Annotated in this window: 23 protein-coding genes; 11 read left to right on the top strand and 12 right to left on the bottom strand. The window is 57.3% G+C overall.

Going from position 1 to position 23,925, the window contains the following annotated elements; genetic code table 11:
* Positions 1-42 precede the first annotated feature (42 nt).
* From RBB82_RS03500 to RBB82_RS03485, 4 genes are all read right to left on the bottom strand, one after another.
* Positions 43-522 carry a hypothetical protein gene (locus RBB82_RS03500; RefSeq protein ID WP_433973735.1) on the bottom strand — a complete coding sequence of 160 codons (480 nt, stop codon included), beginning with the start codon at positions 520-522 and terminating at the stop codon, positions 43-45.
* A 130-nt stretch (positions 523-652) separates the two neighbouring features.
* Complete coding sequence (locus RBB82_RS03495) at positions 653-1,195, bottom strand: hypothetical protein (RefSeq protein WP_433973734.1); 543 nt, start codon at positions 1,193-1,195, stop codon at positions 653-655.
* A gap of 114 nt (positions 1,196-1,309) precedes the next feature.
* Complete coding sequence (locus RBB82_RS03490) at positions 1,310-3,187, bottom strand: hypothetical protein (protein WP_433973733.1); 1,878 nt, start codon at positions 3,185-3,187, stop codon at positions 1,310-1,312.
* Positions 3,188-3,274: 87 nt separating this feature from the next.
* A complete protein-coding gene (locus RBB82_RS03485; RefSeq protein ID WP_433973732.1) occupies positions 3,275-4,375 on the bottom strand; it encodes a TonB family protein in 1,101 nt (366 codons plus the stop codon).
* Positions 4,376-4,761: 386 nt separating this feature from the next.
* Here RBB82_RS03485 and galE point away from each other — a divergent pair, with 386 nt between their 5' ends.
* Together galE and RBB82_RS03475 are read left to right on the top strand one after the other, a co-directional pair.
* The gene (gene galE / locus RBB82_RS03480; protein ID WP_433973731.1) at positions 4,762-5,733 is read left to right on the top strand and encodes a UDP-glucose 4-epimerase GalE; all 972 of its coding nucleotides are present in this window, start codon (positions 4,762-4,764) and stop codon (positions 5,731-5,733) included.
* 81 nt (positions 5,734-5,814) lie between these two features.
* Entirely contained in the window at positions 5,815-6,399 is a 585-nt protein-coding gene (locus tag RBB82_RS03475; protein WP_433973730.1) for a DUF421 domain-containing protein, read from the top strand.
* Positions 6,400-6,421: 22 nt separating this feature from the next.
* Here the strand turns inward: RBB82_RS03475 and RBB82_RS03470 are convergent, their stop codons facing one another.
* Positions 6,422-6,607, bottom strand: a complete 186-nt coding sequence (locus RBB82_RS03470; protein ID WP_433973729.1) for a hypothetical protein — start codon at positions 6,605-6,607, stop codon at positions 6,422-6,424.
* 73 nt (positions 6,608-6,680) lie between these two features.
* On the opposite strand from RBB82_RS03470, the gene RBB82_RS03465 reads away from it, so the two are divergent.
* The gene (locus tag RBB82_RS03465; RefSeq protein ID WP_433973728.1) at positions 6,681-8,024 is read left to right on the top strand and encodes an amidohydrolase; all 1,344 of its coding nucleotides are present in this window, start codon (positions 6,681-6,683) and stop codon (positions 8,022-8,024) included.
* A 76-nt stretch (positions 8,025-8,100) separates the two neighbouring features.
* On the opposite strand, the gene RBB82_RS03460 is transcribed toward RBB82_RS03465, so the two are convergent.
* A complete protein-coding gene (locus RBB82_RS03460; protein ID WP_433973727.1) occupies positions 8,101-8,262 on the bottom strand; it encodes an MFS transporter small subunit in 162 nt (53 codons plus the stop codon).
* Between the two features lie 56 nt (positions 8,263-8,318).
* Complete coding sequence (locus RBB82_RS03455; protein ID WP_433973726.1) at positions 8,319-9,695, bottom strand: L-lactate MFS transporter; 1,377 nt, start codon at positions 9,693-9,695, stop codon at positions 8,319-8,321.
* Between the two features lie 208 nt (positions 9,696-9,903).
* Here RBB82_RS03455 and acs point away from each other — a divergent pair, with 208 nt between their 5' ends.
* Complete coding sequence (acs, locus tag RBB82_RS03450; protein ID WP_433973725.1) at positions 9,904-11,859, top strand: acetate--CoA ligase; 1,956 nt, start codon at positions 9,904-9,906, stop codon at positions 11,857-11,859.
* Between the two features lie 4 nt (positions 11,860-11,863).
* Here the strand turns inward: acs and RBB82_RS03445 are convergent, their stop codons facing one another.
* Together RBB82_RS03445 and RBB82_RS03440 are read right to left on the bottom strand one after the other, a co-directional pair.
* Complete coding sequence (locus RBB82_RS03445) at positions 11,864-14,260, bottom strand: PAS domain S-box protein (RefSeq protein WP_433973724.1); 2,397 nt, start codon at positions 14,258-14,260, stop codon at positions 11,864-11,866.
* A gap of 67 nt (positions 14,261-14,327) precedes the next feature.
* Complete coding sequence (locus RBB82_RS03440; RefSeq protein WP_433973723.1) at positions 14,328-14,903, bottom strand: YybH family protein; 576 nt, start codon at positions 14,901-14,903, stop codon at positions 14,328-14,330.
* 77 nt (positions 14,904-14,980) lie between these two features.
* Here RBB82_RS03440 and RBB82_RS03435 point away from each other — a divergent pair, with 77 nt between their 5' ends.
* A complete protein-coding gene (locus tag RBB82_RS03435) occupies positions 14,981-16,375 on the top strand; it encodes a dicarboxylate/amino acid:cation symporter (RefSeq protein ID WP_433973722.1) in 1,395 nt (464 codons plus the stop codon).
* Between the two features lie 68 nt (positions 16,376-16,443).
* On the opposite strand, the gene RBB82_RS03430 is transcribed toward RBB82_RS03435, so the two are convergent.
* Entirely contained in the window at positions 16,444-16,800 is a 357-nt protein-coding gene (locus RBB82_RS03430; protein ID WP_433973721.1) for an HU family DNA-binding protein, read from the bottom strand.
* A gap of 250 nt (positions 16,801-17,050) precedes the next feature.
* Complete coding sequence (gene sppA, locus RBB82_RS03425) at positions 17,051-18,064, bottom strand: signal peptide peptidase SppA (RefSeq protein WP_433973720.1); 1,014 nt, start codon at positions 18,062-18,064, stop codon at positions 17,051-17,053.
* Between the two features lie 241 nt (positions 18,065-18,305).
* Here sppA and RBB82_RS03420 point away from each other — a divergent pair, with 241 nt between their 5' ends.
* Entirely contained in the window at positions 18,306-19,121 is an 816-nt protein-coding gene (locus RBB82_RS03420; protein WP_433973719.1) for a dolichyl-phosphate beta-glucosyltransferase, read from the top strand.
* A gap of 186 nt (positions 19,122-19,307) precedes the next feature.
* Here the strand turns inward: RBB82_RS03420 and RBB82_RS03415 are convergent, their stop codons facing one another.
* Entirely contained in the window at positions 19,308-19,451 is a 144-nt protein-coding gene (locus RBB82_RS03415) for a hypothetical protein (RefSeq protein ID WP_433973718.1), read from the bottom strand.
* 7 nt (positions 19,452-19,458) lie between these two features.
* On the opposite strand from RBB82_RS03415, the gene RBB82_RS03410 reads away from it, so the two are divergent.
* From RBB82_RS03410 to RBB82_RS03390, 5 genes are all read left to right on the top strand, one after another.
* Positions 19,459-19,761 carry a hypothetical protein gene (locus RBB82_RS03410; RefSeq protein WP_433973717.1) on the top strand — a complete coding sequence of 101 codons (303 nt, stop codon included), beginning with the start codon at positions 19,459-19,461 and terminating at the stop codon, positions 19,759-19,761.
* Between the two features lie 95 nt (positions 19,762-19,856).
* Positions 19,857-20,918 carry a radical SAM protein gene (locus RBB82_RS03405; RefSeq protein WP_433973716.1) on the top strand — a complete coding sequence of 354 codons (1,062 nt, stop codon included), beginning with the start codon at positions 19,857-19,859 and terminating at the stop codon, positions 20,916-20,918.
* A 29-nt stretch (positions 20,919-20,947) separates the two neighbouring features.
* Entirely contained in the window at positions 20,948-21,673 is a 726-nt protein-coding gene (locus RBB82_RS03400; RefSeq protein ID WP_433973715.1) for a class II aldolase/adducin family protein, read from the top strand.
* Positions 21,674-21,952: 279 nt separating this feature from the next.
* Positions 21,953-22,375 (top strand): YciI family protein, encoded by a 423-nt coding sequence (locus RBB82_RS03395; protein ID WP_433973714.1) that lies wholly within the window; start codon positions 21,953-21,955, stop codon positions 22,373-22,375.
* Positions 22,372-23,643 (top strand): RNA polymerase sigma factor, encoded by a 1,272-nt coding sequence (locus RBB82_RS03390; RefSeq protein WP_433973713.1) that lies wholly within the window; start codon positions 22,372-22,374, stop codon positions 23,641-23,643. Before RBB82_RS03395 ends, RBB82_RS03390 begins: the two co-directional genes overlap by 4 nt.
* Positions 23,644-23,925 lie beyond the last annotated feature (282 nt).

Below are 23,925 nucleotides of genomic sequence, written 5' to 3'. Positions count from 1 at the left end.
CCCCGGCGCTGACCGGGGCTTTGCTATTGCGGACGGATGCTTTCATCGGAAGCGGTACGCCGCACCAATGGTGAGAATGCTCGGTGTAAGGCTCGATTGCGCGAAGTTGAACCACTCCTGATACTCCCAATCGGCCCGGACGTACAGGTAGGGCTTCACTTTGAAGTCTGCGCCGCCACCGACAGCTATCAGGTTGTAGGCGAGGTTGGCCGTAAACCCATCGGGCAGGGTAGGGAAGTTGAAGACGCCGCGTCCATAGAGCACCTTCGCGAAAGGTGCGATCCTGCCATAGGTGCGATAGTAACGGCCTCCAACTTCGTAGGTTTTCTCATAGATATTATTGGGGCCCTGGACGAAATGAAACTCGCCTGTCACGCCGACGTGAGGTAGAAAATCGTAGTCGAAGTAGGCTCCCCCGCCGTTGAACCGCGGGCCATAGTCAGAGTTGGCCGTCGAAAAGCCGCCGCCGATTTTAAGATCCCCGGAACGGGAGGCAGTGGGAATGGCCTGCCCGCGTAGCATAGACGCTACGCCCAGCAGGCCGAAGAATATAACACCCCGTATTAGCACGTACGCTCCCTGAAGATCAATCTGATTCCTTTCGCTGGCACATAAATTTCACCACAGCAGAGCTAACCATGCTGTCGATCGATTAGCGTAAGACATAAGCGACGCCGAAGTTATAGACAATCGGGGAGAGGCCCCTCGGTTCAAATCCAGGCCATCGCTGGAACTCGATATCGAAGGCCCGAACATTGATATGGCGGGTCGCTTGAACATCTAACCCGCCACCGAGGGCATATTGCCCATAGGTTGCTGATGAGGCAGAAGGGAAGTAACCCTGTTGGAATCCGAAGCGACCTATGCCGAAGAGCGCTTTTGCATAAGGATTGAAACGTTTGTGGTGCCAGCTGTAGCGTGGCCCCAAAAGGTATGAATTTTCGCTGGTATCGTCCGGAGTGATAAGTGAAAAATGCATATCACCTTCGATCCCGATGTTATGGAAGAAATCGAAGTCGCCGTATACTGAGATTCCCTTGTAGTATCTCACTGCATAGTCAGAGCTGATCAAAGTTCCAGCGACGCCCACCTGTATCTGGCCCGTACGGGAGGCTGTTGGAATTGCTTGAGCATGCGACCAGGTTGCGAGGCTGAGGACGAATGCGAAACAGCCAATAAAAGTATGCCGCTTCAACAGTGGGCCTCCTTAAAAATTGATATTGCGTAAGCTGCTCTAGGCGGTCTGGCTCCGAACAGTGAGAGAGCGTGGCCGGTATTAACGGCCAGATTTCCGGCCACGCTCGCAGATTTAATTTTGCTGTTGGGTAGTGGTCTGTGGGCTTGCGGGAGCCGGAGACGCTGCAGCTGGGGCGGCAGTGTTATCGGCAGGGGGAGGAGTTGTTGGAGCTGCAGTAGCAGCTGGAGCAGCAGCTGCAGGTTCTGCAGGCGCCTTATAGTAGCTCAGTTTCAGATAAACAGGCTCAACCTCAAAGGGCATCTTATCTGCCGCTGTGAGCAATGGTTCAAACGCTGAGTGGAGGACAAACACCTGATCGGTCCAAGGGTCAAACCGCAGGAAGCTTGCCAGAGGCATCGCTGCCTGCTGCTTCAAGTCCTTCATATCCAGCTTGGGGCCTTTGGACATCATGGCCGCCATCCAGAAGGTGGGATCGCTATCGCTCTTGACGAGGCCATCGCCAATCATCGGCTCGTTGAGGGCCTTCAGACTCTTCACCCGCTGCTGCAGTTGCTGCAGGTAAAGGCTGAAGTACTGCTGTCCGCCTTCGAGCTCCTTCGCGTTTAGCAATTCCATAGCTTTCTTTGCTGCCGCTGTGTTGTCTGCATCCGTGTGATGCATCGGGATGCGGTTGAAGACGGTGGTCGACGGGAAGAGCAGACGGTCATTGAAAGCATACTTCGTGTCGAGACGGTGAGCAAGAATGATGTGTGCAATCTGGAATGCCAGAATCGCGTTGAGGTTACCCATCTGCTGCGCACCATCCTGCGTTACGACGCCGGTCGTGTCAAGCAGACTCTTCGAGATGACTATCGTGTTGCCGATAGCAAGAGACTCAAGAGGCTCGGTCAGCAGCGTACGGCAGCGGATCGGCCTGGAGAGTGTGATGTTGTTGTAGGCAAGAATGTTGCCAGCAAGCGCTTCGAGTGTCTTATCGAACTCGCTTGGAGCATCGATGAGACCAGCCTGGAAGAGGCGCTCGACGATGTTGTCTTCGGCTTGCTGAACCCACGCGCGCTGCGCACCAAGTGGGCTGACATCCTGTGCATCATTGCTGACGTCAGTCGCGCCAACGACATCCATAGAGGTGTTTTCAGACTCCGGTGGCGGAACCTTCAACACGTAACCCCAGATGTGATTAATCGCTTTGAACTTGAGTGTGCGAGAGACGCTCTTCGGATCGCTCTCCTCAACGTAGAAGGAGGTCGGGAGCCAGAGATCAGGCTGAACGTTCGTACGCCAGCTGTCGAAGTGATAAAACTCTTTCTGATCTTCCTGGGTGCCAGCGAAGTCGCCGTTGAAGCGAACAACGTTGCCACTGCGAGTCTCGATCCAGATGCGGCCGAAGAAGCGGCCGAACGCCTTCTTGCCTTCGATCGGGGTTACATCGAAGACCGCGGTCGGCGTGTTGCCGAGGAAATCGTTTCGCACATAACCGAAGGTGTAGTGCTGACGGTCAAAGCTGTTGGAGTCCATCAGAAGCATCTGAACAAAGCCGGCCTCGTGGAAAGTGAGGTGCAGGCTGTTGCCGAGGCCGCCAACAAAAGAGACGGAATGCTTCAGGAATCCCATCTTTCCATCAGTGGTTCCCTTGGATGTGTTGTTGTTAACCGCGTAGGAGTTGTCGCCAATGACGCTCTTGAAGTCGACGCGGCTCAGGAAGTGTTCGTCGGACTCAGGCACCTGGCCTAGAAGCGGATCAGGCTTCATCGTCTGGATGTACGTCTCAACGAGAGGAGCCCGTTCCTTGACGGTCTTGACGATGACCTTCTCGCGAACGATCGACTTGTCGATCAGAGCATTCTGTGCAGCGTTAGGCTTGCGTGTCGAGGAGAGATCGTCATCCTTTTTCTTCTTGCCGGGATGCATAATGCCTGCTCCGGCGGGAAGTGTGGTTGCGACCAAAAATGCCAGCAGCAGACCGGCGGTAGACTGTTTCCCGAGAATCATGATGTACGGCTCCTACGGTGACCCTAAGGTCAGCCTGAGTATGAACTAAATTTATTGCGTGCTGCGACAACCGAACAAAACTTGTTACTACCCAGCAAGTTGGAAAGCTACATTGACGACGCCTTCCCAATCGATCGGATGACCCGATGCATCGGTGGCAGGTTGAAAGCGAGTTGCCTGCACGGCACGGATTGCAGAGTTGCCAAGACCGTGGCCGAGATCGCTGGTGACGCCCAGAACCTCAACGGTTCCGGAAGAAGAGACACGAAGACGAACCGACACGACACCTTCAATATGAAGACTGCGAGCCTCTTCGGTGTACTCAGGCTTGGGTTTGAAGAGAACCTTCGGCCCGGTCTTTGCTGTGACTGCGCTTGGACCGGCGGGCTTCGGCATTGGTGGCGGAGTGTTCTGGCCGAGGTTGACAGCGCCAGGTGCACGGCCGGGTGCGTTCATCGGACCCGTGCCACCGGTGACTCCAAGCTTCACGCCAACAACGGCGCCCGAAGCGTTATCTCTGCCCTTCATGTTCTGACTGCCGGCTGAGCCCGAACCAAGATTGACAACCTGCGACTGAGCTCCCATGCCGTTATTCGAGGCAGGCATCCCGGACATCCCCTTGTTGCCAAGGTTGATGGATGTCGTCGAAGGACGATTTGAAGGCGCAATAGGGTTGGTCTGCGACCCGAGTGCAACCGCAGTTGGATGCGGAGAGTTATTCACGACCGCAGCCGGTTGCGCTTGGGCCAGATTAACCACCTTCGGTGCCGGTGGTGGCTGAACTACCTTTGGCGGTGCCGGAAGAACGACCGGCATCGGCTGAACCATCTTGATGACGGGCGGCTTCGGAACGTCAGGAAGCTTTACGTCGGGAAGCTTAATCTTTGGCGGATCTACTTTGACGACCGGCGGTGGCGGAATCTTCGGCGCCTTGATCTTGATTGGCGGCGGATCCGGCTTCTTCATCGGAATCGGCTCGTCAAGATGCGTGAGCTTGATGTGATTATCCATCGTCTTCTTGGCAGCCGCGCCGATGATGATCGCGCAGATGGCCAGGATGACGTTGAGTGCGACCGAGGTGAAGAGCGAGGACTTGCTCTGGCTGCCGTCGTTGAGAACACCGAAGTGGGCGAACTGCATATTCTGCGGTGTGGGATCGTCACTGCGAAGTGGCTTAGGCTTTGCCATAGAAATCCTTGAAGGGCCTCTCATCGAGGCGGGAGAATTACATCAGTGCTGTCATAGAACCAGAACCGATGCGAGGAGGGAATGACTCCGAGGTGCTATGCCGGAGTGTTGGACAATTCGAACTTACCGATTTGATCCGCGGCAACGTACTTCAAATAAAAGTCAGCGACCCAGGGGAGAGTTCTGCACGTTGCGTCGGGGCCCAATTTTTAACAAGACGCAAGCTCAAGAAAAAGGTTGTAGCAGGCAGTGTGCATCGGGGAGGTGCTTCTGTTCATGTGCCGATGCTCTGCTCTTCTCTTATTGCAAGTATAGTGCCGTAACCGTAAGTGATTGACACTGGCACTTTTGTGGTATCCAAGAAGGAACACAGGAGATCAACATTTATGAACATTCTGGTAACTGGTGGGGCCGGCTATATCGGGGGCACCGTAGCGAGAATTTTGCTTTCCCAGGGACACGCCATTACGGTGTATGACAACCTCTGCCACAGCAAGCGTTTAGCCGTGGCAGACGGCGTCTCGTTCGTCCAAGGCGACCTGGCAGACCGTGCCTTGTTAGAGAGCACGCTCAGCAAGAATCGCTTCGACGGGGTGATGCACTTCGCCGCATTGATCGAAGCAGGCGAGAGCATGAAGCGGCCGGAAATTTATTTTAGAAATAATACTGCTTCCACCCTGGCCCTGCTCGAGGCGATGTTGGCCACCGGGCATGATCGGCTGGTCTTCAGTTCGACCGCCGCCTGCTACGGAGAACCTGAGACGACGCCGATTCTTGAGGACGCGAAGCTGCAACCGACCAATCCATACGGTGAAAGCAAGCTGCTGGTCGAACATATGCTTCGGTGGCTAAACCTCGCCCATAACTTTAAGTATGCGGCCCTCCGATATTTCAACGTAGCAGGCGCGATTGAGGGCTATGGAGAAGCGCACGAGCCCGAGTCGCACCTCATTCCTTTAATTCTCGATGTTGCCCTCGGCAGAAGGGCGAACATCAAAGTCTTCGGCCGCGACTATCCGACCAAAGATGGCACCTGCGTGCGGGACTATATTCATGTGCGCGATCTTGCCGAGGCCCATATGTTGGCACTTGGCGCGCTTAGCGATCAGAAGAGCCGCTTGATCTACAACATCGGCATCGGACACGGGTTTACCGTGCTGGAAGTGATCGACTCCGTGCGCCGCGTTACGGGCAAACCTATCGCCGTCGAGGAGATGGAACGCCGGCCAGGAGATCCTGCCGTCCTCGTGGCGAGTTCGGACAAGATCAAAACCGAGTTAGGCTGGCGCCCAAAGTACACAGAGCTGGATCAGATCATAGCCAGCGCCTGGGAGTGGCATCAAAAACGTTATTCATAGAGCAAAACCTCAAAACAGGTTGCGAACGCAGATGAGTCGCGGCCTGTTTTGCGTGGAGTAGGGCGTACAAAGGAGTTTTTCTTGATCCAGAGCATGTTTCACCTACCGCTGCCGGTGCTGGAGAAGATTTTGCGTCCGGTCATCGTCTACCTGTTCCTAATCAGTTTTCTTCGGTTGTTTGGAAAGCGGGAGCTGGCGCAGTTAAATCCGTTCGATCTCGTTGTGCTTCTAAGTCTATCGAACACGGTGCAGAACGCGATGATCGGCGACGACAACTCGGTCTCTGGCGGCATCATTGGAGCGTTCTCGCTGCTCACGATTAATTGGCTGCTGACCCGGATCCTCTTCCGTATGCCAAAGCTGAACAAAGCCTTCGAGGGCTCCCCATCGATCCTGATCCGTCATGGAGTCGTCGACTGGGCCGAGGCAAAGAGAGAGGCACTGACAGAGTTGGAACTGCGCGCCGTACTGCATCGGCAGGGTTACAACGACTTCGACGAGGTCGAGAAGTGTGTTCTCGAGCCGAACGGAAACTTCTACATTGAAGGAATCAAATCCATGAGCGACGACGCCCAGCGGGCAGACCTGCGACTGGAGATGAGGGAGTCGATTGCAGCGTTAACCAGAGAGGTAAAGGAGCTGCGTGCCGAGCTGGCCGCGCGATAGTGGGGCGGCGATTGCCTGTCGCTTACTGAGCCGTTGAGTTCTTCTGGAGCGTCCTGATGTAGCGTTCAGGCGGCTCCGGCAATTGCGAGTCTCGAACCGCCGCGCGGTATCCCCCCATATAAATGGAGTACATGACAGCCAGCGCGCACCCGACGCCAAAGGCAAAGCCAAGAAAAAATCCGATGACCGAAGGCCAGTAGAAGTTCACGATAGATGAAGTCTACAGTCGCCGAGCATGTACAGTTCTTTACAACCAGTCCAAAGAGAAACAGGAGAGTGCAATGCAGATAGGTCACAGGATTGCGGCGTGTGGAATCGTTTTGGCAGCGGCCGTGGGAATAACGACGGCCGCAGGTGCACAAGAGGTCCCGGCACTGGTAGGTCAGCAGCTTCCAGGCCTGTTGACGACCTACAAGAGCATTCATGCAGCGCCGGAGTTGTCGCATCACGAAGCGCAGACGTCAGCCATGTTAGCCGAAGAGCTGCGCAAGGCCGGGTATTCGGTCACCGAACGCGTCGGAAAGTATCCCGATGGCTCACAGGCCTACGGTGTGGTCGGAATTTTGAAGAATGGCGCCGGTCCTACGCTGCTGATCCGGACGGACCTGGATGCTCTGCCGGTGACCGAAGATACGGGGCTGCCCTATGCCAGTACGGTGCGCTCAAAGAATCCCGCAGGCCAGGACGTCGGCGTGATGCATGCGTGCGGACACGACATCCACATCACTACGATGATCGGCGTCGCACGCAATATGGTGGCGCTGAAGAGTCAATGGCATGGCACGCTTATGCTGATCGGGCAGCCGAGCGAGGAGACCATCGACGGAGCCAAAGCAATGATGGCCGACCACCTGTATGAGCGCTTCGGACGCCCGGATTTGGCAATTGCGCTCCATGATTCAAACTTCGCCGCCGGCAAGGTCTCAGTCGTATCAGGCCCGGCTCTTGCCAGCTCCACCTCCATCGATGTGATCATGCGCGGCGTGGGGAGCCACGGCGCAGCGCCAGAGGCGGGCAAAGATCCAATCGTGATGGCGAGCGAATTCGTAGTCGCTTTGCAGACCATTGTGAGCCGGTCCATTCCTCCCGACCAGCCAGCCGTCGTGACGGTCGGTGACATCCACGGAGGCACCAAGCGCAACATCATTCCCAACGAGGTGAAGATGGAGTTGACCACGCGCTGCTACAGCGAGGCGGTGCGCCAGACGATCATCTCGGGCGTTGAACGGACTGCCAAAGGAATCGCCATCGCAGGCGGCGTTCCCGAAGACCGAATGCCCATCGTCAAGGTTCTCGACGATGAGTCAACCCCCGCTACGATCAACGATGTGGAACTCTCCACTCGCCTGCAAAAGATCTTCGTTGCGAAGCTGGGCGCTGAGAATGTGATCGACAAACAAGCGATCATGGGCAGCGAAGACTTCGGAATCTTCAGCATGAACCACAAGATTCCCGCGGTGATCTTCTGGCTGGGCGCATATGACCCGAAGAAGGTGGCAGAGAGCGAGCGCACCGGTGTCGCGCTGCCGTCGCCCCATTCCCCATTCTTTGCTCCCCTGCCGGAGCCGACCCTTCGCACAGGGGTAACGGTGATGACCGACGCAGCGCTTGCTCTGCTCCAATAAAAACGTGACGTCAATCCGTAAAGAATTGGCGTCACGCGGGTCTTCCGTTGCTCAGCGGCGTTGATCGAGAGCCGAATTACTTCGCTGTGGTTGTAGCCGCAGGAGTGCCGATATTGAAGATCTTCAGCGCGTTCTTAACCGTGAAGTCGAGCCCCCATGCTGTGGGGATTATGACGATGATCCACGCAGCAGCAATGAGCAGCGGCGAAGACTTCTTTACGTTCGTTGTTTCTGCCATAAGATTGCTCCTGATGAAGGAAGTGGCGGAGGCATATGCAACCGCGGAATTGGACGTTAGTGTGCAGCGCCCTCGGGCACCAAGATATTGGTATCTTTCAGCCAGAACCTCTCAGCAACCGGCCGCACCATCAAGTTGGCCAGGAAGCCGACGACCAGCAGGCCGCACATGATATGCAGTATCAGCGGGTAGGCATCCTGTTTGTTCATGTGATTATCCACGTAGTGGTCGAGAATGCCGTTGACGATAAGAGGACCAAATATTCCCGCAGCCGACCAGGCGGTGAGCAGACGTCCGTGGATCGCTGAGACGTTATAGCCGCCAAACAGGTCCTTCAGATAAGCGGGAATAGTCGCAAACCCACCTCCATACATCGAAATCACAAGAGCCGCGATAGCGACAAAGAGAGGAACCGAGTTGATCTTGTCCTGCCGGGTGAAAGGAAGGAAGAAGTACAGAATCGGCCCGAGAATAAAGAAGGTGAAGTAGGTGCCTTTGCGTCCGAGGAAGTCAGAGAACGAAGCCCAGAGGAAACGTCCGCCCATATTGAAGATGCTTAGAATACCTACGAAGCCGACCGCAGCAACCGGACTGATCTTGCCCTTGAACAGATCCTGAATCATGGGAGCGGCCTGCTCCAGAATCCCGATGCCGGCGGTCACATTAACGAAGAGCATGACCCAGAGCAGCCAGAACTGCGGTGTCTTCCAGGCTTCGGTGACGGCAACATTGTTGCTTGAGATCAGCGCGGAGTGCTTCACAGGAGGCACCCAGCCCTCCGGCTTCCAACCCGTTGGCGGGACACGGATCGTGAAGACACCGAACATCATGAAGATGAAGTACAGAACGCCCATCGTAATCATGGTGTAGGGAATGGAGGGCTGTCCCGCCGCTTTAAAGTGAGCCATCAGATTGCTGGCCAGTGGGCCACCGATCATCGCTCCACCGCCGAAGCCCATGATGGCAAGCCCTGTGGCCAGCCCGGGTCGGTCGGGGAACCACTTGATCAGGGTCGAAACCGGAGAGATGTATCCCAGCCCAAGGCCTATGCCGCCGATCACGCCATATCCCAGATAGATCAGTGCCAGCTGATGCGTGCTCGCTCCAAAGGAAGCAATGATGAAGCCTGCGCTAAAGCAGATCGCCGCGTAAAACATGGCGCGACGTGGCCCTGCTCTTTCTAGCCACGCACCAAACAGTGCAGCCGAAATACCAAGAAACACGATCGCGATCGAAAAAATATATCCGACCTCCTTCAGATTCCACGCAGAACCGTCAGCGCCATGCAGTGCCAGCAGCGGGTTTTTGAAGACCGAGAAGGAGTAAACCTGTCCGATTGAGAGATGAATTGCAAGGGCGGCCGGCGGGGCCAGCCAGCGACTATATCCGGGATGTGCGATGGAGCGGTCACGATCGAGAAAAGCGAGAGCCATTAGAACCTCAGGAGGTGTATGTCGTACAGAATCACAGAGATATCCGTAAACAATATTCGTGTCACTGCATATCTAGATGCGCAAACCACAATACATGATTCTTCGCGGGCGCATGTCACAAAATTGTCGCCGCGCCACGGTTGCTGTGACCGAGTTGTATAGGGTACCTTCACCTTGCTGGTCAAAATAACGGAGGGCTGTGCCGTCAATGCTGGAAGAGAGTACGGATCTGGATTCAAGTCTGCGCGAGAACAGGGTATTCCCTCCACCTGCCGAGTTTGCGGCGAAGTCCCACATCAAAAGCCTCGCGCAGTATGAGGCCATGTATCGGCGCAGCGTGGAGCATCCGGACCAGTTCTGGGCTGAAGCCGCCGCTGAACTCGATTGGTTCGCCCCATGGACGAAGGTGATAGAGGGTGAGGCGGCGCACACAAAGTGGTTTGTCGGCGGAAAACTGAATCTCTCACACAACTGCGTCGACCGCCACGCTCTCGGAGCACGCAAAGACAAAGTCGCGCTCCTGTGGGAGGGTGAACCCGGCGAAGTGCGCAGGCTGACCTATAGCGAACTTCACGAACAGGTGCAGCGCTTCGCCAATGTTTTAAAGGGTCTAGGCATCCAGCGCGGAGACAGGGTCGCAGTCTACATGGGCATGTGCCCGGAGCTTGCCGTTGCTTTGCTCGCCTGCGCTCGAATCGGTGCGATCCATTCCGTGATCTTCGGTGGCTTCGCCGCGCAGGCGATCTCGGATCGCGTAAACGACTCGGCCTGTGTCGCCATACTCACGCAGGATACAAGTTATCGTCGCGGCACCGAGGTCAAGTTGAAGGCCATCGTCGACGACGCGTTGGAGAAGTGTTCAACCGTCAGGAATGTCATCGTCTTCCGTCGTTCAGGCTCGCCGGTCAACATGAAGCCCGGCCGCGACCGCTGGTGGCATGACGAGATGGAGAAAGCCGCCCCCGAATGTCCGCCAGAGTGGATGGACGCCGAGGATCCGCTCTATCTGCTCTACACGTCGGGAACGACCGGTAAACCGAAGGGTCTTCTCCACACCACCGGCGGCTACGCGGTGCAAACCTACCTCACCAGTAAATACATCTTCGATCTGCGTGACGACGACATCTACTGGTGCACCGCCGACATCGGCTGGGTCACCGGTCACAGCTACGTCGTCTACGGGCCGCTACAGAACGGCGCAACCGTCATGATGTATGAAGGCGCTCCAAACTGGCCTGAGAACGACCGCTTCTGGAAGATCGTCGATGACCACAAGGTCACGGTCTTCTACACTGCACCAACAGCGATCCGCGCATTCACAAAATGGGGAAATGAGTGGGTCGAAAAACACTCCCTCTCCTCCCTCCGGCTGCTGGGCACGGTCGGCGAGCCAATCAATCCCGAGTCGTGGATTTGGTATCACCGCATGATCGGCAAAGAACGATGCCCGATCGTGGACACCTACTGGCAAACTGAGACGGGCGCCATCATGATCGCTCCAGTCCCGGGAGCGTTAGCGACGAAACCCGGATCGGCCACGCGCCCATTCTTTGGAATCGTTCCCGAAGTAGTTACAAAAGAGGGTAAGCCTGTCCCTGACGGCCACGGCGGCCTTCTTGTCTTCCGCAAACCCTGGCCCTCCATGGCCCGAACCATCTACGGCGATCAGGCACGTTACGAAGCAGCCTACTGGAGCGAGGTCCCCGGCAGCTACTTCACCGGCGACGGCGCGCGCCGCGATGCCGACGGCTACTTCTGGCTGATGGGCCGCGTCGACGATGTCATCAACGTCAGCGGCCACCGGCTCGGCACGATGGAGGTCGAATCAGCCTTGGTCGCTCATCCTAAAGTCGCTGAGGCCGCCGCCGTAGGCAGGCCGCACGAGATGAAGGGGCAGGCGATTGCCGTCTTTGTCACCCTTGAAGGCGGTCACGAACCCAGCGAGGAGTTGCGACAGGAGCTTCGCCAGTGGGTCGCCAAAGAGATCGGCGCGCTCGCCCGCCCCGACGACCTCACCTTCACCCAGGCTCTTCCAAAGACGCGCAGCGGAAAGATCATGCGTCGCCTCCTGCGCGAATTGGCCACGACCGGCGAAGTGAAGGGCGACACCACAACACTCGAAGACTTCACCGTAATTGCAAAGTTACGTGAGGGAGACGAGTAGTTCGCTAGAGGAGATTGGTGCGGGGTTTGGTCGGCAGCGTGAAGTGAAACGTCGTGCCTTCGTCCGGCTTGCTGGTCGCCCAGATGCGGCCACCATGCTGGTTGATAATGCTGCGACATATAGCGAGCCCAAGCCCTGTGCCGCCCATCGCACGCGAGTCCGACGCATCGCCCTGCTGGAATCGATCGAAGATATGCTCCAGCTTATCCTCAGGAATACCGCGGCCCTGATCGCTAACCTCGATCAAGGCTTCATTCTCGTCCAGAGTCCGCGCCGTCAGGTGAATCTCGCTGCCCGCAGGAGAGAACTTGATGGCGTTAGAGAGTAGATTGTCGAGCGTCTGCAGAATACGATCAGGATCGGCCCACACGGTAACGCCGTTCGCTGCGAAGAAGATGCGGATATTCGGCTTCGGCGTACGGGCCTGCTGAACCCCGGCGGCGCGGCGAAGCAGGTCTTCCGCGCTGCACATCGTCGAATGCAGCTCCGTCTTGCCACTGCTGATGCGCTCAAGATCGAGAATGTCGTTGACCAGTCTCACCAGTCGGTCGGAGTTGCTGATCGCAATCTCCAGCATCTGCTGTGTCTTCTCAGGACGATTCGTGAGCGCTCCACCGGCCAGCAATCCTAACGCACCGCGCAGCGACGTGAGCGGCGTTCGAAGCTCATGCGAGACTGTAGAGATGAACTCATCCTTCATGCGATCGAGCGCGCGACGCTCCGTGGTGTCGGTAAACGCAACGACGACACCGAGCGTCTTCAAACCGTCGGGATCAGCCGATTGAGAGTCGATCTGTGGCCGCGCCACATACTCCACGGGGAAGCATGAGCCATCCTTGCGCCAGAAGATCTCATTCGAGATGCGGACGGTTGCGAAGTTGGTAAGGGTCTTGCGAATCGGTGAGTCCGCTGCCTCATAGGGCGTGCCGTCGGCGCGGGTGTGATGGATCAGCTGATGCATGTTGCGGCCCAGCATCTCCTCCTGCTTGTAGCCAAGCATCTGTGCCGCAGCAGAGTTGACGACGGTCACCTTGCCTTCCAGATCGATACCGTAGATGCCATCGCCAACCGACTCGAGAATGGAATCCGACTGGCGCGTCAGCGTGCGCAGCCGGCCCTCAGCGCGGACCTGCTCGCTGATATCAACGCCGAAACCAAGTACATACGGCGCACGGCCCGGCACAACGATAAGTTTGTTGCGGTAGGCGACAACCCGCATATCGCCGTCTGCGTGCGAGAGATGAAGCAGCCCCTGCGCTTCGCCTGTCTCACCAATCTTTTTCAGGTAGGCAGGCATCGCCGCTCTGCGGTCAGGCACGATGAACTCTTCGAGATTGTGGTTTGCCATCTGCTCGACAGTTCGTCCAATCGTCTCCGCACCATGCGTGTTGATCGTCAGAAGATTGCCACGCAGGTCATGCGTGCAGACCATACCAAGCGAACCTTCGATCAACTGGCGGTAGCGTGCTTCGCTCTCGCGTAGCGTCGCCTCCGCAGCGCGTTGCGTCGTCACATCGATGCCGGTGGCGATGATGAACGCAACCTGACCCTGCGTATCGGTCAGTGCGGTGGCAGACCACGCGATGCGGCGCACACTGCCGTCGCGATTGAGCCACTGATTTTCATACGCCGCAGGAAAGTGGCCGGAGCGGAGCCGCTCAAACGTTTCGATGGCCTCCGGAATCTCCTGGCGCGGAATCAGCTTATCCCACGCATACCGACCCACCAGAGTAGGGAAGTCGTAGCCGGAGGCCATCTCGCAGGCGCGGTTGAAGCGAACGATGCGGCCAGCGGGATCAAACACAGCAACCAGTGCGCCGACCGTATCCAGAACGGCGGAAACGAAGTTGCGCTCCACAGTGAGAGCGGACTCAACACGCTGCCGCGAACGAGCCGCGCGGTCCATCTGACGGATGCGGCCATTGAGTTCCAGCCGGGTAATCACCTGACGGCCGAGAATGCTCAGAGCTGAGATCTGCTCCTCAGTGAGCCTTCGGGGAAGATGGTCCAGCACAAGCAACGCGCCGATGCTGACGCCACCCGGAGTCGCAAGCGGCGCGCCAGCGTAAAAGCGGTAAGGCCGTCCTTCGAGAATGATGCCATCGGGAGCGTAGTCCGGGTCGTTGCGTGCGTCTGGAATCTCATACACTGTGTCGCCCAGAATGGTGGTCTCGCATGGCAGACTACCGAGCGAGACGTCAGGAGACTCAATCCCGAACCGCGACCGCAGCCATAGCCGATCCGACCCCACCAGGGAGATCGCCGCAACGGGTGCTTCGCATATCTGTGCTGCCAGACGCGTCAGGTCATCGAGCACGGGATCGGGCGCAGAGTTGAGCACCTCATACTGATTGAGGGCCTCGATTCGCAACGCTTCGTCTTTGACCAGGAGAGCATTCATTTCAAGATGATTTAATCGTATGGATGTGCAAACTATTGCGCACTCCTACTTTGGTTGCAGCAACAACTTACGGCTTTGGTAACGTGCAACATTCGCCCGTTGCAGCGGGTTCGTCGGCACTCGCATCCATGGCAACCTTCCAGGTGCCATTTGGTAGCTTTTTCCAAACGGTGAAATAGCGTCCGGAGACCGTAACCGGCTCTCCGTTTTTGTCCTTTGAATGTCCTTCATAATGACCCCAGGTGAACCCCATGTCGTTGGAAGGACCCATCTGCGCACCCTGTGGGACCCAGTTCAGCTGGTACGTTTTTGGGTCCCACTGCGCCTGTGCAGCGATCGCGGCAACACCCAAAACGGCCGGCTTGCCATTGTTGAGGGTAACGGCATCTTCGGTGAACCAACTGGCAAATGCCTTCCCGCCGCCTGTTGCCACCGCCTGTGCAAAACGTCCTTCAAGCTCCAACAAAAGAAGAACTCCCGGCGTGAGAGTCGGTTGAACAAGGGGGTTGGCGACGGCCCCGTTCTGCGCAAGAGCGTCATAAGCGGGCGCGGCGACAGAGCCGCTGCCGAGGCCACTCTGGGCGATCAACGGAGACGTTGCAACGCCACAACACAGAAAAACGTACAAGATGTGCCGGAACATAGTGAGTATGCTAACAGCGCGAAAACCAGTTTGCCCTGCATCGAGTTACTGTCGAAGACTGGTATTCTGCGCACCTGATGTTAAAGACGAACTTTGAGCGAATATTGTTGCTTGTGGCCGTGATTTTACTGTCTGTCGGAATGGCGTCCGGCCTCTCCCCCAGCAAAGAATTGCATAGCATCGGCATCATCCTCCGTTGTGCTGCGATCCTGTTGTTGGCGGTCTTCGCGCTGCGGCGGCGCTCCCTCACGCCGTGGATCTTCGTCGCAATGGTTGCCGGCGCAGAGCTTGGTTTTGACGCGCCGCATTTCGCCGTCGGTCTGCGAGTCTTCAGCGACATCTTTCTCCGATTGATCAAGACCATTGTCGCCCCCCTCATCCTGGCCACACTGGTAACCGGTATCGCCGGCCACGGCGACCTCAAGAGCGTCGGCCGCATGGGCATCAAGAGCCTCGTCTACTTCGAGATAGTCACGACTCTCGCTCTGGTAATCGGCCTCGCTGCAATTAACTTGAGTCACGCCGGCGTTGGCCTGTCGTTGCCCGCCTCTCCTGCCGCGGCTGAGACCATCGTCGCGCCGCCTCCAACCCATTGGCAGGACTTCCTCCTCCACGTCTTCCCCGAGAACATCGCCAAATCCGTTGCCGAGGGGCAGATCCTTCAAGTAGCTGTCTTCGCCGTGTTCTTCGGCATCGCACTGGCCAGCCTGAACGAAGCAAAACGCGCGCCAGTCCTGCATCTCTTCGAGAGCCTGAGCGAAGTCATGTTCAAGTTCACCAACGTCGTCATGTACTTCGCGCCAATCGGTGTAGGTGCCGCGATGGCCTTCACCGTTGGACAGATGGGCCTTGGTGTTCTCGTCAACCTTGGCAAGCTGCTCCTCACACTCTACGGAGCGCTGCTGGGATTCGGTCTCCTCGTTCTCCTACCCGCAGCTCTGCTCTTCCGTGTCCCGGTCCGCCGTTTTCTGGCAGCCGTAGCCGAGCCCGCGACCATCGCCTTCGCCACCTCTACCAGCGAAGCCGCGCTGCCCCGCGCGATGGAGTCGATGGAAGCCCTTGGCGTTCCTCGCCGCATTGTCGCCTTCGTCATTCCTGCGGGTTACAGCTTCAACCTCGACGGTTCAACGCTCTATCTTGCGGTAGCCAGCATCTTCGTCGCCCAGGCCGCTGGCGTGCATCTCTCACTCGGCCAGCAACTCGTGATGATGGTGACACTCATGCTGACCAGCAAAGGTGTCGCAGGCGTTCCTCGCGCAACCCTCGTCGTCCTGCTGGCAACTGCAGCAACCTTCCGTCTTCCCACAGAGCCGATCTTCGTGATCCTCGGCATAGACGCCATCGCCGACATGGCACGCACCACGGTCAACGTCGTCGGCAACTGCCTCGCCAGCGTAGTGATTGCAAAGTGGGAGGGAGAGTTCGGTACCGAACCAATATCGCCCATCGTTCTCGAAGGCGTAGCTGACTGAATCCAATACCCGCAAAGCAAAATAGCAGATGCCGGAGCACCTGCTATCACGTTAATCTCTGACTTCAACTACATGGCTGGCGGATGATGCGGGTCAATATGGTTCGCATCAACCTTCTTCGACGCCAACGGCTTCGACTTCACCGCGCCATTCGGATTTACCGAATCACGCAGCTCTTTCGACGGCTTAAAAAACGGAACACGCTTGGCTGGAACATCAACCTTCGCGCCCGTCTTCGGGTTGCGACCCGTACGAGCGTTGCGCTGCCGTGTCCGGAAGCTGCCAAAGCCACGGATCTCAATCTTGTCCCCAGTCTTCAGGGCTCCGATGACGGCGTCGAAGAGTGTATCGACGATGACCTCTCCGTCACGGCGGGTCAGATCACCGAGGGCGGTCACTTTGTCTACGAGGTCGGCTTTTGTCATTGTGGGTTCCTTTCCTACTGGGGGAGGGGCTGTAGCACCGTATGGAACAAAACCGTTCTTGTTGATTGTAGACGGGATGGCTGCGGATCGGGTAGCAAATGCACGCAAAGAGTTGTCAAATTTGCGTCTTCCAATAAGATGCAAAAAAAGGGCTTTACGACCATCGAATCAATAAAAAGAGCCCCGTTTTTGCGGAGCTCTTCGTCAGTCTCAAAGGGTTTCGGTCAGGTAAAGATTGAAGTACCGCGTTTTACTTCCACATGAAGTAAAACCCGGGGGCATGATTCAGCAGCTGGCCTGGGTTCGGAAACAGGTCTTCTCCGTCATCGGTGAGCAGCGCAAACAGGCCCCGTTTGTTCTTTGCAGGGCGTATCAGGTTTGGTTCCCCGGAGATTCCCACATCCTTGGCGGTCTCCATCAGCGCCACCCGGAACCCCCCAACCTTATCGATCAGCCCCAAAGGAAGCGACTGTTGACCGGTCCAAACCTGCCCCGTGGCCAGCGGTTTGATCTTGTCCTCCGTTGTGTGCCGGCCCGTCGCAACGTCGTGCACGAACTGCCCGTACATGTTGTCCACCAGCGACTGAAAATAAGCTTCTTCCTTCGGCGTCAAATCGCGGCTCGGATCTCCTGCATCCTTCAATTCACCCGCGTGAATCACGACGTTCTTCAGCTTGGCCCATCGCAGCAGGTCGCCATAGTTGGTCCACTCCATGATCACGCCGATAGAACCCACAACGGACGCGTCATTTGCGTAGATCTTGTCGCACGCACTGGCGATGTAATATGCGCCCGAAGCTCCCACCGACTCGATGGACGCGATCACCTTCTTGTGATCCTCCTGTCGCACACGCAGCACCTCGTGGTAGATCTCCTGCGAGGCCGCTGCTCCGCCGCCAGGCGAGTTAATGTGCAGCAGAATGGCCTTAACCGACGAATCATCCCCGAACTTGCGCAACTGGTTGTCGACACTCTCCGCCGACAAAATCACACCCGACACGTCGATCACCGCGATCCGATCGGTGTTCAGCCCCAACCCCGCAGCATCGCCTCCAGCCGAGCGCACCGTGAACCACACCATCAGCGACACCAGCAGGCAGACCGCTGCCAGCGAACCCGCAATAATGCCAATGTAAAACCACGCAGAACGACGTGGAGCCGGTGGCAAACCGTAGTTTTGCGGGTAACCGTAGGCAGGAGCCTGGGCATACGGACGAGATGGTGGCGGGGGCGGTGGTGGTGGCGTTGAAAAGTCTTCCGGCATGCTGTGAAGTTTAGCAGGGACGGCCCTTCGTCGCGTAGCAGGGGCGGCCCTTGGCGCGCAGCACGGGCGGCCCTTGGCGCGCAGATGGCCTCCAATTGCGACTAGGAACAAAAATGCATACATTATGAGAAAAAATAGAGCCAAATCGCTCTTTTCCGCGTCAAATATTGCAGTATGATAAACGGCGGTACACCGCGTATCTCACTGCAATCAGTAGTTCGAAAAGGGTTTAGGCGACGTCATGGCGCATCCGCAGCTAAGCATTGTAATTCCGGCATTTAACGAAAGTGCCCGTATCGAGCACGCTTTAGATCGGGTCCTGTCGTGTGTGGCCGAGCGGGGCTGGGACGCCGAAGTATTAGTCATCGACGACGGTTCTACTGATAACACCGCCACAATCGTCCAGCGCTGGATGCCCGAGCATCCTCGCCTCCACCTCGTCCAGAACCCCGGCAACCGTGGCAAGGGCTACTCCGTGCGCAACGGCCTCCTGCAGGCCGCAGGCGATATCGTGATGTTCACCGACGCCGACCTCTCCTCCCCTATGGAAGAGGCTGAGCGTCTCATCGCGGCCCTCAACGACGGCGCAGACGTCGCCATCGGCTCCCGCTGGATGGATCGCACCCGCCAGACCATCCATCAGCCGCTCTACCGCCAGTTCTTTGGCCGCTGCTTCAACTGGGTCACTCGCACCGTCATGGGTCTGCCCTTCAAAGACACCCAGTGTGGCTTCAAGGCCTTCAAACGCTCAGCCGCGCAAGTCGTCTTTCGTCTTCAAACTATCGAGCGCTGGGGCTTCGATCCCGAGATTCTCTTCATCGCTCGCAAACTGAAGTACAGCATTCGCGAAGTCCCGGTCACCTGGGGCCACGACGAGCGCAGCCGCATGAGCTACCTCCGCGATGGAGTGAAGATGCTCGAAGACATGGCTCGCATCCGCGGAAACTTCATGGCTGGCCGGTATGACAAGGCCATTGCTGCCATGAAGGACACCAGCACCATGGTGACCCCGCAGGTGGAACAGGTCGTTCACGAGGTCGTTCCCGAAGTCCGCTAAACAAACGAAGACAAACGAACATCGCGCATCATCGAATAAGACGATCTTCCGCACTTCAAGCTGAAAACATTTGGCTCGTACCGCGCCTGGAAGGTTTTTGATAACGCGCGTCTCGAAGATTCCGTCACCGAAGTAACAAGCCGCCAAAAACACTGCAGCTTCCCTTCATCCATCCCCTCGCGTACTCTAGAGCATCAGACTCCATTGAGCAACAACTCTAGGAGCAGCAAAGAGGAGCGAAGCTACGCGAGTCTCACGCAGCGAGAGAACGAACGTCGGGAGCACTTCGCGGGCCTGCGAGATCTGCGCACGAGTCGTACTCTGGCTCACGCTCCTGATGATTGCGGTGTGTCCCATCAGTGAGCAGTTTTGTGCGCTCGACAACTTTCCGCGTTGCGGCCAGGACAGTGAACTAACGCTTCTCCTTCTAATCTCTCTTACAGCTCTCGTGCTCTTACTCGCTCTGCGTCGAAGAGCAAACCTGAACGATGCCTTTGCCCTCTGGCGCGAGTTCTTTGCCGTGCCACTCATCCTGTTCTTTCGGCGATCCCTCTTCGCCGGAACAGTACGGATCGCCTGGTCCGCGGTAAAGAAAAAACTCGACATCCTCATCGCAGTCCCGCTTCCCCTAAGAATCTGATCTCTCTCCTGATCGCTCACGCTGTCGGCTCCGACGAGCCGGCCAGGTATCCGTGTCACTGATCGTCCTCATCGTGGGACTGATCCGGAGAGAATATGAAAAAGTCAGAAGTCCTCCACGCCTGGGCAAGGATCTTGTCCGGTCGCGCCCCATCACTCTCCATCGAGATCACTAAAGAATGCCCGCTGCGTTGCCCCGGCTGCTACGCATTCGACCCCGCTCACCTCGGCAACAACACTCTGCTGACCGAGCTCTCCGACTTTCGCGGAGATGAGCTGGTCAACCGCGTCCTCGCCCTGCTCGACAAGCGGAAGCCGCTGCACGTCTCCCTCGTTGGCGGCGATCCCTTCGTCCGTTACCGCGAACTCGAGCAGCTCATCCCGCAGATTGAGGCGCGCGGTATCCACACTCAGATCGTGACCAGTGCATTCCGCGTCATTCCTGCGTCGTGGCGCCAGTACAAAAAGCTCAACATCGTGGTATCGATTGATGGCCTGCAGCCGGAGCACGATGAACGCAGGGCGCCTGCAACCTATGACCGCATTCTCAAGAACATCGTTGGCACAAAGGTCACGATCCACTCGACCATCACCTCCCAGATCGCCTCTCGTCCGGGCTACCTCGAAGAATTTCTGCGTTTTTGGAGTGACAACCCAGCGATCGTCAAGATATGGTTCAGCCTATTCACCCCGCAGCGTGGGGCAACCGATCCAGAGATTCTCACGAAGGGCCAGCGTGTCTCTGTTATGAATGAACTCCGTCTGCTGCGACCGCGCTTCCCCAAGCTGGACATGCACGACATCGTCATCGACGAGATCGCCAGACCACCGTCCACTCCTGAAGAGTGCATCTTCGCCCGGACGACCGAAACGATCTCGGCCGACCTCACCACCAGAATCACACCATGCCAGTTTGGTGGAGACCCCGACTGCTCCCAATGCGGCTGCATCGCTTCCATGGGACTCGCCGCGGTCGGCCACCACAAACTGGTCGGCGGCCTCACCGCCGGGCATCTCTTCATGGCGTCTGACCGGTTCGGAAAGAATTGGCGTACACTGCAAAACGCGTTTACTTCAAAGCCCGCGGTGCCGACTAACCCTGAACCGTTCCACATCTTGCCGACCGAAACCCTCACCAAAGAAAGGGGAAAAGCGTGAGCAATTGCGAATGCAGCTTCGAAGGAGAATTGCGTAAGGATCTTGTCCGGTTTAGCAGATGGCTCTCCCGCCTCGGCTTTGCTCCCGGTACGTCAGGAAACCTCTCAGTCCGTCTGGACCACGACCGGCTTCTCATCACCCCTACCGGAGTCAGCAAGGCCCTGGTCCGGCGGTCCGACATGGTGATCGTCGATCTCCAGGGCCGTCTCCTCTGCGGAACCAGAAAAGTGACCAGCGAGGTCGGCATGCACCTGGCCATCTACGACAAGCGACCAGACGTGCAGGCCGTCATCCACTCCCATCCACCTCTCGCAACGGCCTTTGCCTGCTCCGGACGAGCTCTCGACGAAGTCCTCTGCCAGGAAGCCGTGATGACTGTGGGGCGCATCCCTCTTGCGCCATACGCCACTACCGGAACAGATGAGGTAGCCGCCAGTCTGCGTCCGTACCTCTCAGACCACGACGCCATCCTCCTTGAAAACCACGGCGCCGTCAGCTCCGGCAAGAATCTGCTCGACGCTTTCATGAAGATGGAGACCATCGAGCATCTTGCTCACGTGGCGCTCGCCGCCCACCAACTAGGCTCTCCTCGTCTCCTGAAACCCGAGCAGATTCAAGCGCTCCAGCGTGCCAAAACGAGATACGTCAACAACGCGCAGAACGGAAACCCTTCGGAGATCGCACCGATAGACAGATCAAACACTGAAACGAATATTGAAAAGTACGTTGCAGATCGCGCCCGCATCTCGGCGTGATCTGCTTCATCCTTCTCGCTTTCGAATTCCACGAAGCTCCCGGCTGTGAATATCAGCGGTTCCGATTCAGCGCGCCAAATACAGACTGTTACGAACTCCTTGATCCGACCGCGATACCGACAAGCACAGAAGCTACTTCCAGCCTGCTCTCCACGAACTCCTCCGAGCGCAGGAAGAAACAGTATTTCCTTTTACGATTTGTAGAATTCAGGTTTGGCCGTTCGTCGTTACAGTGAGTTGCACGCCAAAAGGCGAACGGCAACGATAAGGAGTAACTCAATGCGTTTTATGATGATCGTGATTCCAAAAGGATATGAATCCGCAGCACCTGACGCAGCTCCCACTGCTGAAGCAGTGGCGAAGATGATGGAGTACAACAAGAGTCTGCAAAAAGCGGGCGTCCTGCTCGCGCTCGATGGGCTTTTGCCGCCCTCTGCGGGCGCTCGGATCTCGTACTCAGACGGTAAACCCACTGTCACGGACGGGCCGTTTGCTGAGGTCAAAGAAGTCATCGGGGGCTACTGGATCATTCAGGTGCGCTCGCGCGAAGAAGCGATCGAATGGGCAAAGCGCGCGCCCATGTCCAACAACGAGATCATCGAGGTGCGCCAGATTCACGAGATGAGCGACTTTCCTGACGACGTGCAGCAGGCTGCCGAAGGTTTTGAAAATCTCCAAAACGCGGCAGCCGCAAAGGCATGACGGACATTCACAGGACGATTGAGGCCGTGTGGAAGATCGAGTCCCCACGCCTCATCGCCAGCATTGCCCGCGTCACCCGCGACATCGGCATCGCCGAGGAGCTCGCACAGGACGCCCTCGTCACCGCTCTCGAGCAGTGGCCCGAGCAAGGCGTCCCGGAAAACCCCGCTGCATGGCTGATGACGGCGGCGAAGCGGCGCGCCATCGATTATCTGCGTCGTGGTCGCATGCTTGTACAAAAGCACGAAGAAGTTGCCCGTGAACTTGAATTCCAGCAGCAGCAACTCGCAGATGCAATGGATCAATCACTCGATCAGGTCATCGACGATGACGTCCTGCGCCTCATCTTTACGGCGTGCCATCCGGTCCTTGCGGTGGAAGGACGCGTCGCGCTTACCTTGCGTCTCATCTGCGGCCTCACCACAGCCGAGATCGCCCGCGCCTTTCTTGTGCCGGAGAAGACCCTCGGCCAGAGAATCTTTCGCGCCAAAAAAACTCTCTCTGAAGCGCATGTCCCCTTTGAAACTCCGCGCGGTGACGAGTTGCGCCGCAGGGTAGAGTCCGTACTCTCCGTCGTCTACCTCATCTTCAACGAGGGATACACCGCTACATCTGGCGAAGAGTGGATGCGGTCTGCACTCTGCGACGATGCGCTGCGGCTCGGGCGCATGCTCGTACAACTTCTCCCCGCAGAGTCTGAGGCCTACGGTCTTCTGGCACTGATGGAACTACAGGCGTCACGCACTGCGGCTCGCAAGGGTCGAAACGGCGAAGCAGTTTTATTGCCGAACCAGGACCGCTCTCTCTGGGACTATGCGCAGATTCAGCGAGGCATGACCGCGCTCGCACAGGCGCAAAGACTGGGTGGGGGCGCCGCGAGCTACGCCTTGCAGGCAGCAATCGCCGCCTGTCACACACGAGCCCGCACCGCCGAAGAGACTGACTGGGAGCGCATCGTTCTTCTCTACGACGCTCTCCTGCAGATCAGCCCGTCTCCCATCGTGTCGCTGAATCGGGCCGTCGCCGTCGGCATGGCGCAAGGCCCGGCAGCCGGACTCGATGCAGTCGATAAGCTCGCCGCCGATCCTGCCTTGGCTGGCTACCATCTGCTACCTTGTGTTCGCGGAGATCTGCTCATGAAGATGGAGAGGTTCTCTGAGGCGCGCGCGGAAGTCCAACGCGCAATCGCAATGACACAAAACCTGCGCGAACAAGAGTTGCTCACGGAGAGGTTGAAGCAGATTGAAAAGGCAGCCGCATCAGCATAGCTGCGGTTCGATTTAAGGTGCGGTTCAATCCTCAAAACGCCCGTATCGTCAGTAAGCATCACTGACGATAAGCCGACTGATCAGGAATCCGGCAAAGGCATCCATCGAGTTCCGAAAAGCCCATTTTTACGGAGATGGCGGATCACCAGATCCCCCCACTAGTGATTTCTGAATAACATTTACTACGAGTTTTGCCAGTAGGCGAGGTGATGGGAAAGACCTAGCATTGTGCTCGAAAAGGAAAGCTCCGCGTTCGCCCAACAGTACCAGGGCCATCGGCGG

It is taken from the genome of Tunturiibacter lichenicola (assembly GCF_051013355.1).
Classification (GTDB): domain Bacteria; phylum Acidobacteriota; class Terriglobia; order Terriglobales; family Acidobacteriaceae; genus Edaphobacter; species Edaphobacter lichenicola_F.
Note: the sequence above shows the minus strand (reverse complement) of the source record. Positions and strands in the feature narration are given on the sequence as shown.

Coding starts and splice junctions, on each gene's coding strand:
- RBB82_RS03455 (WP_433973726.1), bottom strand. CDS start 9,695: ATGGCTCTCGCTTTTCTCGATCGTGACCGCTCCATCGCACATCCCGGA.
- RBB82_RS03490 (WP_433973733.1), bottom strand. CDS start 3,187: ATGATTCTCGGGAAACAGTCTACCGCCGGTCTGCTGCTGGCATTTTTG.
- RBB82_RS03395 (WP_433973714.1), top strand. CDS start 21,953: ATGCGTTTTATGATGATCGTGATTCCAAAAGGATATGAATCCGCAGCA.
- RBB82_RS03500 (WP_433973735.1), bottom strand. CDS start 522: ATGCTACGCGGGCAGGCCATTCCCACTGCCTCCCGTTCCGGGGATCTT.
- RBB82_RS03445 (WP_433973724.1), bottom strand. CDS start 14,260: ATGAATGCTCTCCTGGTCAAAGACGAAGCGTTGCGAATCGAGGCCCTC.
- RBB82_RS03420 (WP_433973719.1), top strand. CDS start 18,306: ATGGCGCATCCGCAGCTAAGCATTGTAATTCCGGCATTTAACGAAAGT.
- RBB82_RS03430 (WP_433973721.1), bottom strand. CDS start 16,800: ATGACAAAAGCCGACCTCGTAGACAAAGTGACCGCCCTCGGTGATCTG.
- sppA (WP_433973720.1), bottom strand. CDS start 18,064: ATGCCGGAAGACTTTTCAACGCCACCACCACCGCCCCCGCCACCATCT.
- RBB82_RS03460 (WP_433973727.1), bottom strand. CDS start 8,262: ATGGCAGAAACAACGAACGTAAAGAAGTCTTCGCCGCTGCTCATTGCT.
- RBB82_RS03485 (WP_433973732.1), bottom strand. CDS start 4,375: ATGGCAAAGCCTAAGCCACTTCGCAGTGACGATCCCACACCGCAGAAT.
- RBB82_RS03440 (WP_433973723.1), bottom strand. CDS start 14,903: ATGTTCCGGCACATCTTGTACGTTTTTCTGTGTTGTGGCGTTGCAACG.
- RBB82_RS03435 (WP_433973722.1), top strand. CDS start 14,981: ATGTTAAAGACGAACTTTGAGCGAATATTGTTGCTTGTGGCCGTGATT.
- RBB82_RS03405 (WP_433973716.1), top strand. CDS start 19,857: ATGAAAAAGTCAGAAGTCCTCCACGCCTGGGCAAGGATCTTGTCCGGT.
- galE (WP_433973731.1), top strand. CDS start 4,762: ATGAACATTCTGGTAACTGGTGGGGCCGGCTATATCGGGGGCACCGTA.
- RBB82_RS03465 (WP_433973728.1), top strand. CDS start 6,681: ATGCAGATAGGTCACAGGATTGCGGCGTGTGGAATCGTTTTGGCAGCG.
- acs (WP_433973725.1), top strand. CDS start 9,904: ATGCTGGAAGAGAGTACGGATCTGGATTCAAGTCTGCGCGAGAACAGG.
- RBB82_RS03390 (WP_433973713.1), top strand. CDS start 22,372: ATGACGGACATTCACAGGACGATTGAGGCCGTGTGGAAGATCGAGTCC.
- RBB82_RS03410 (WP_433973717.1), top strand. CDS start 19,459: ATGATTGCGGTGTGTCCCATCAGTGAGCAGTTTTGTGCGCTCGACAAC.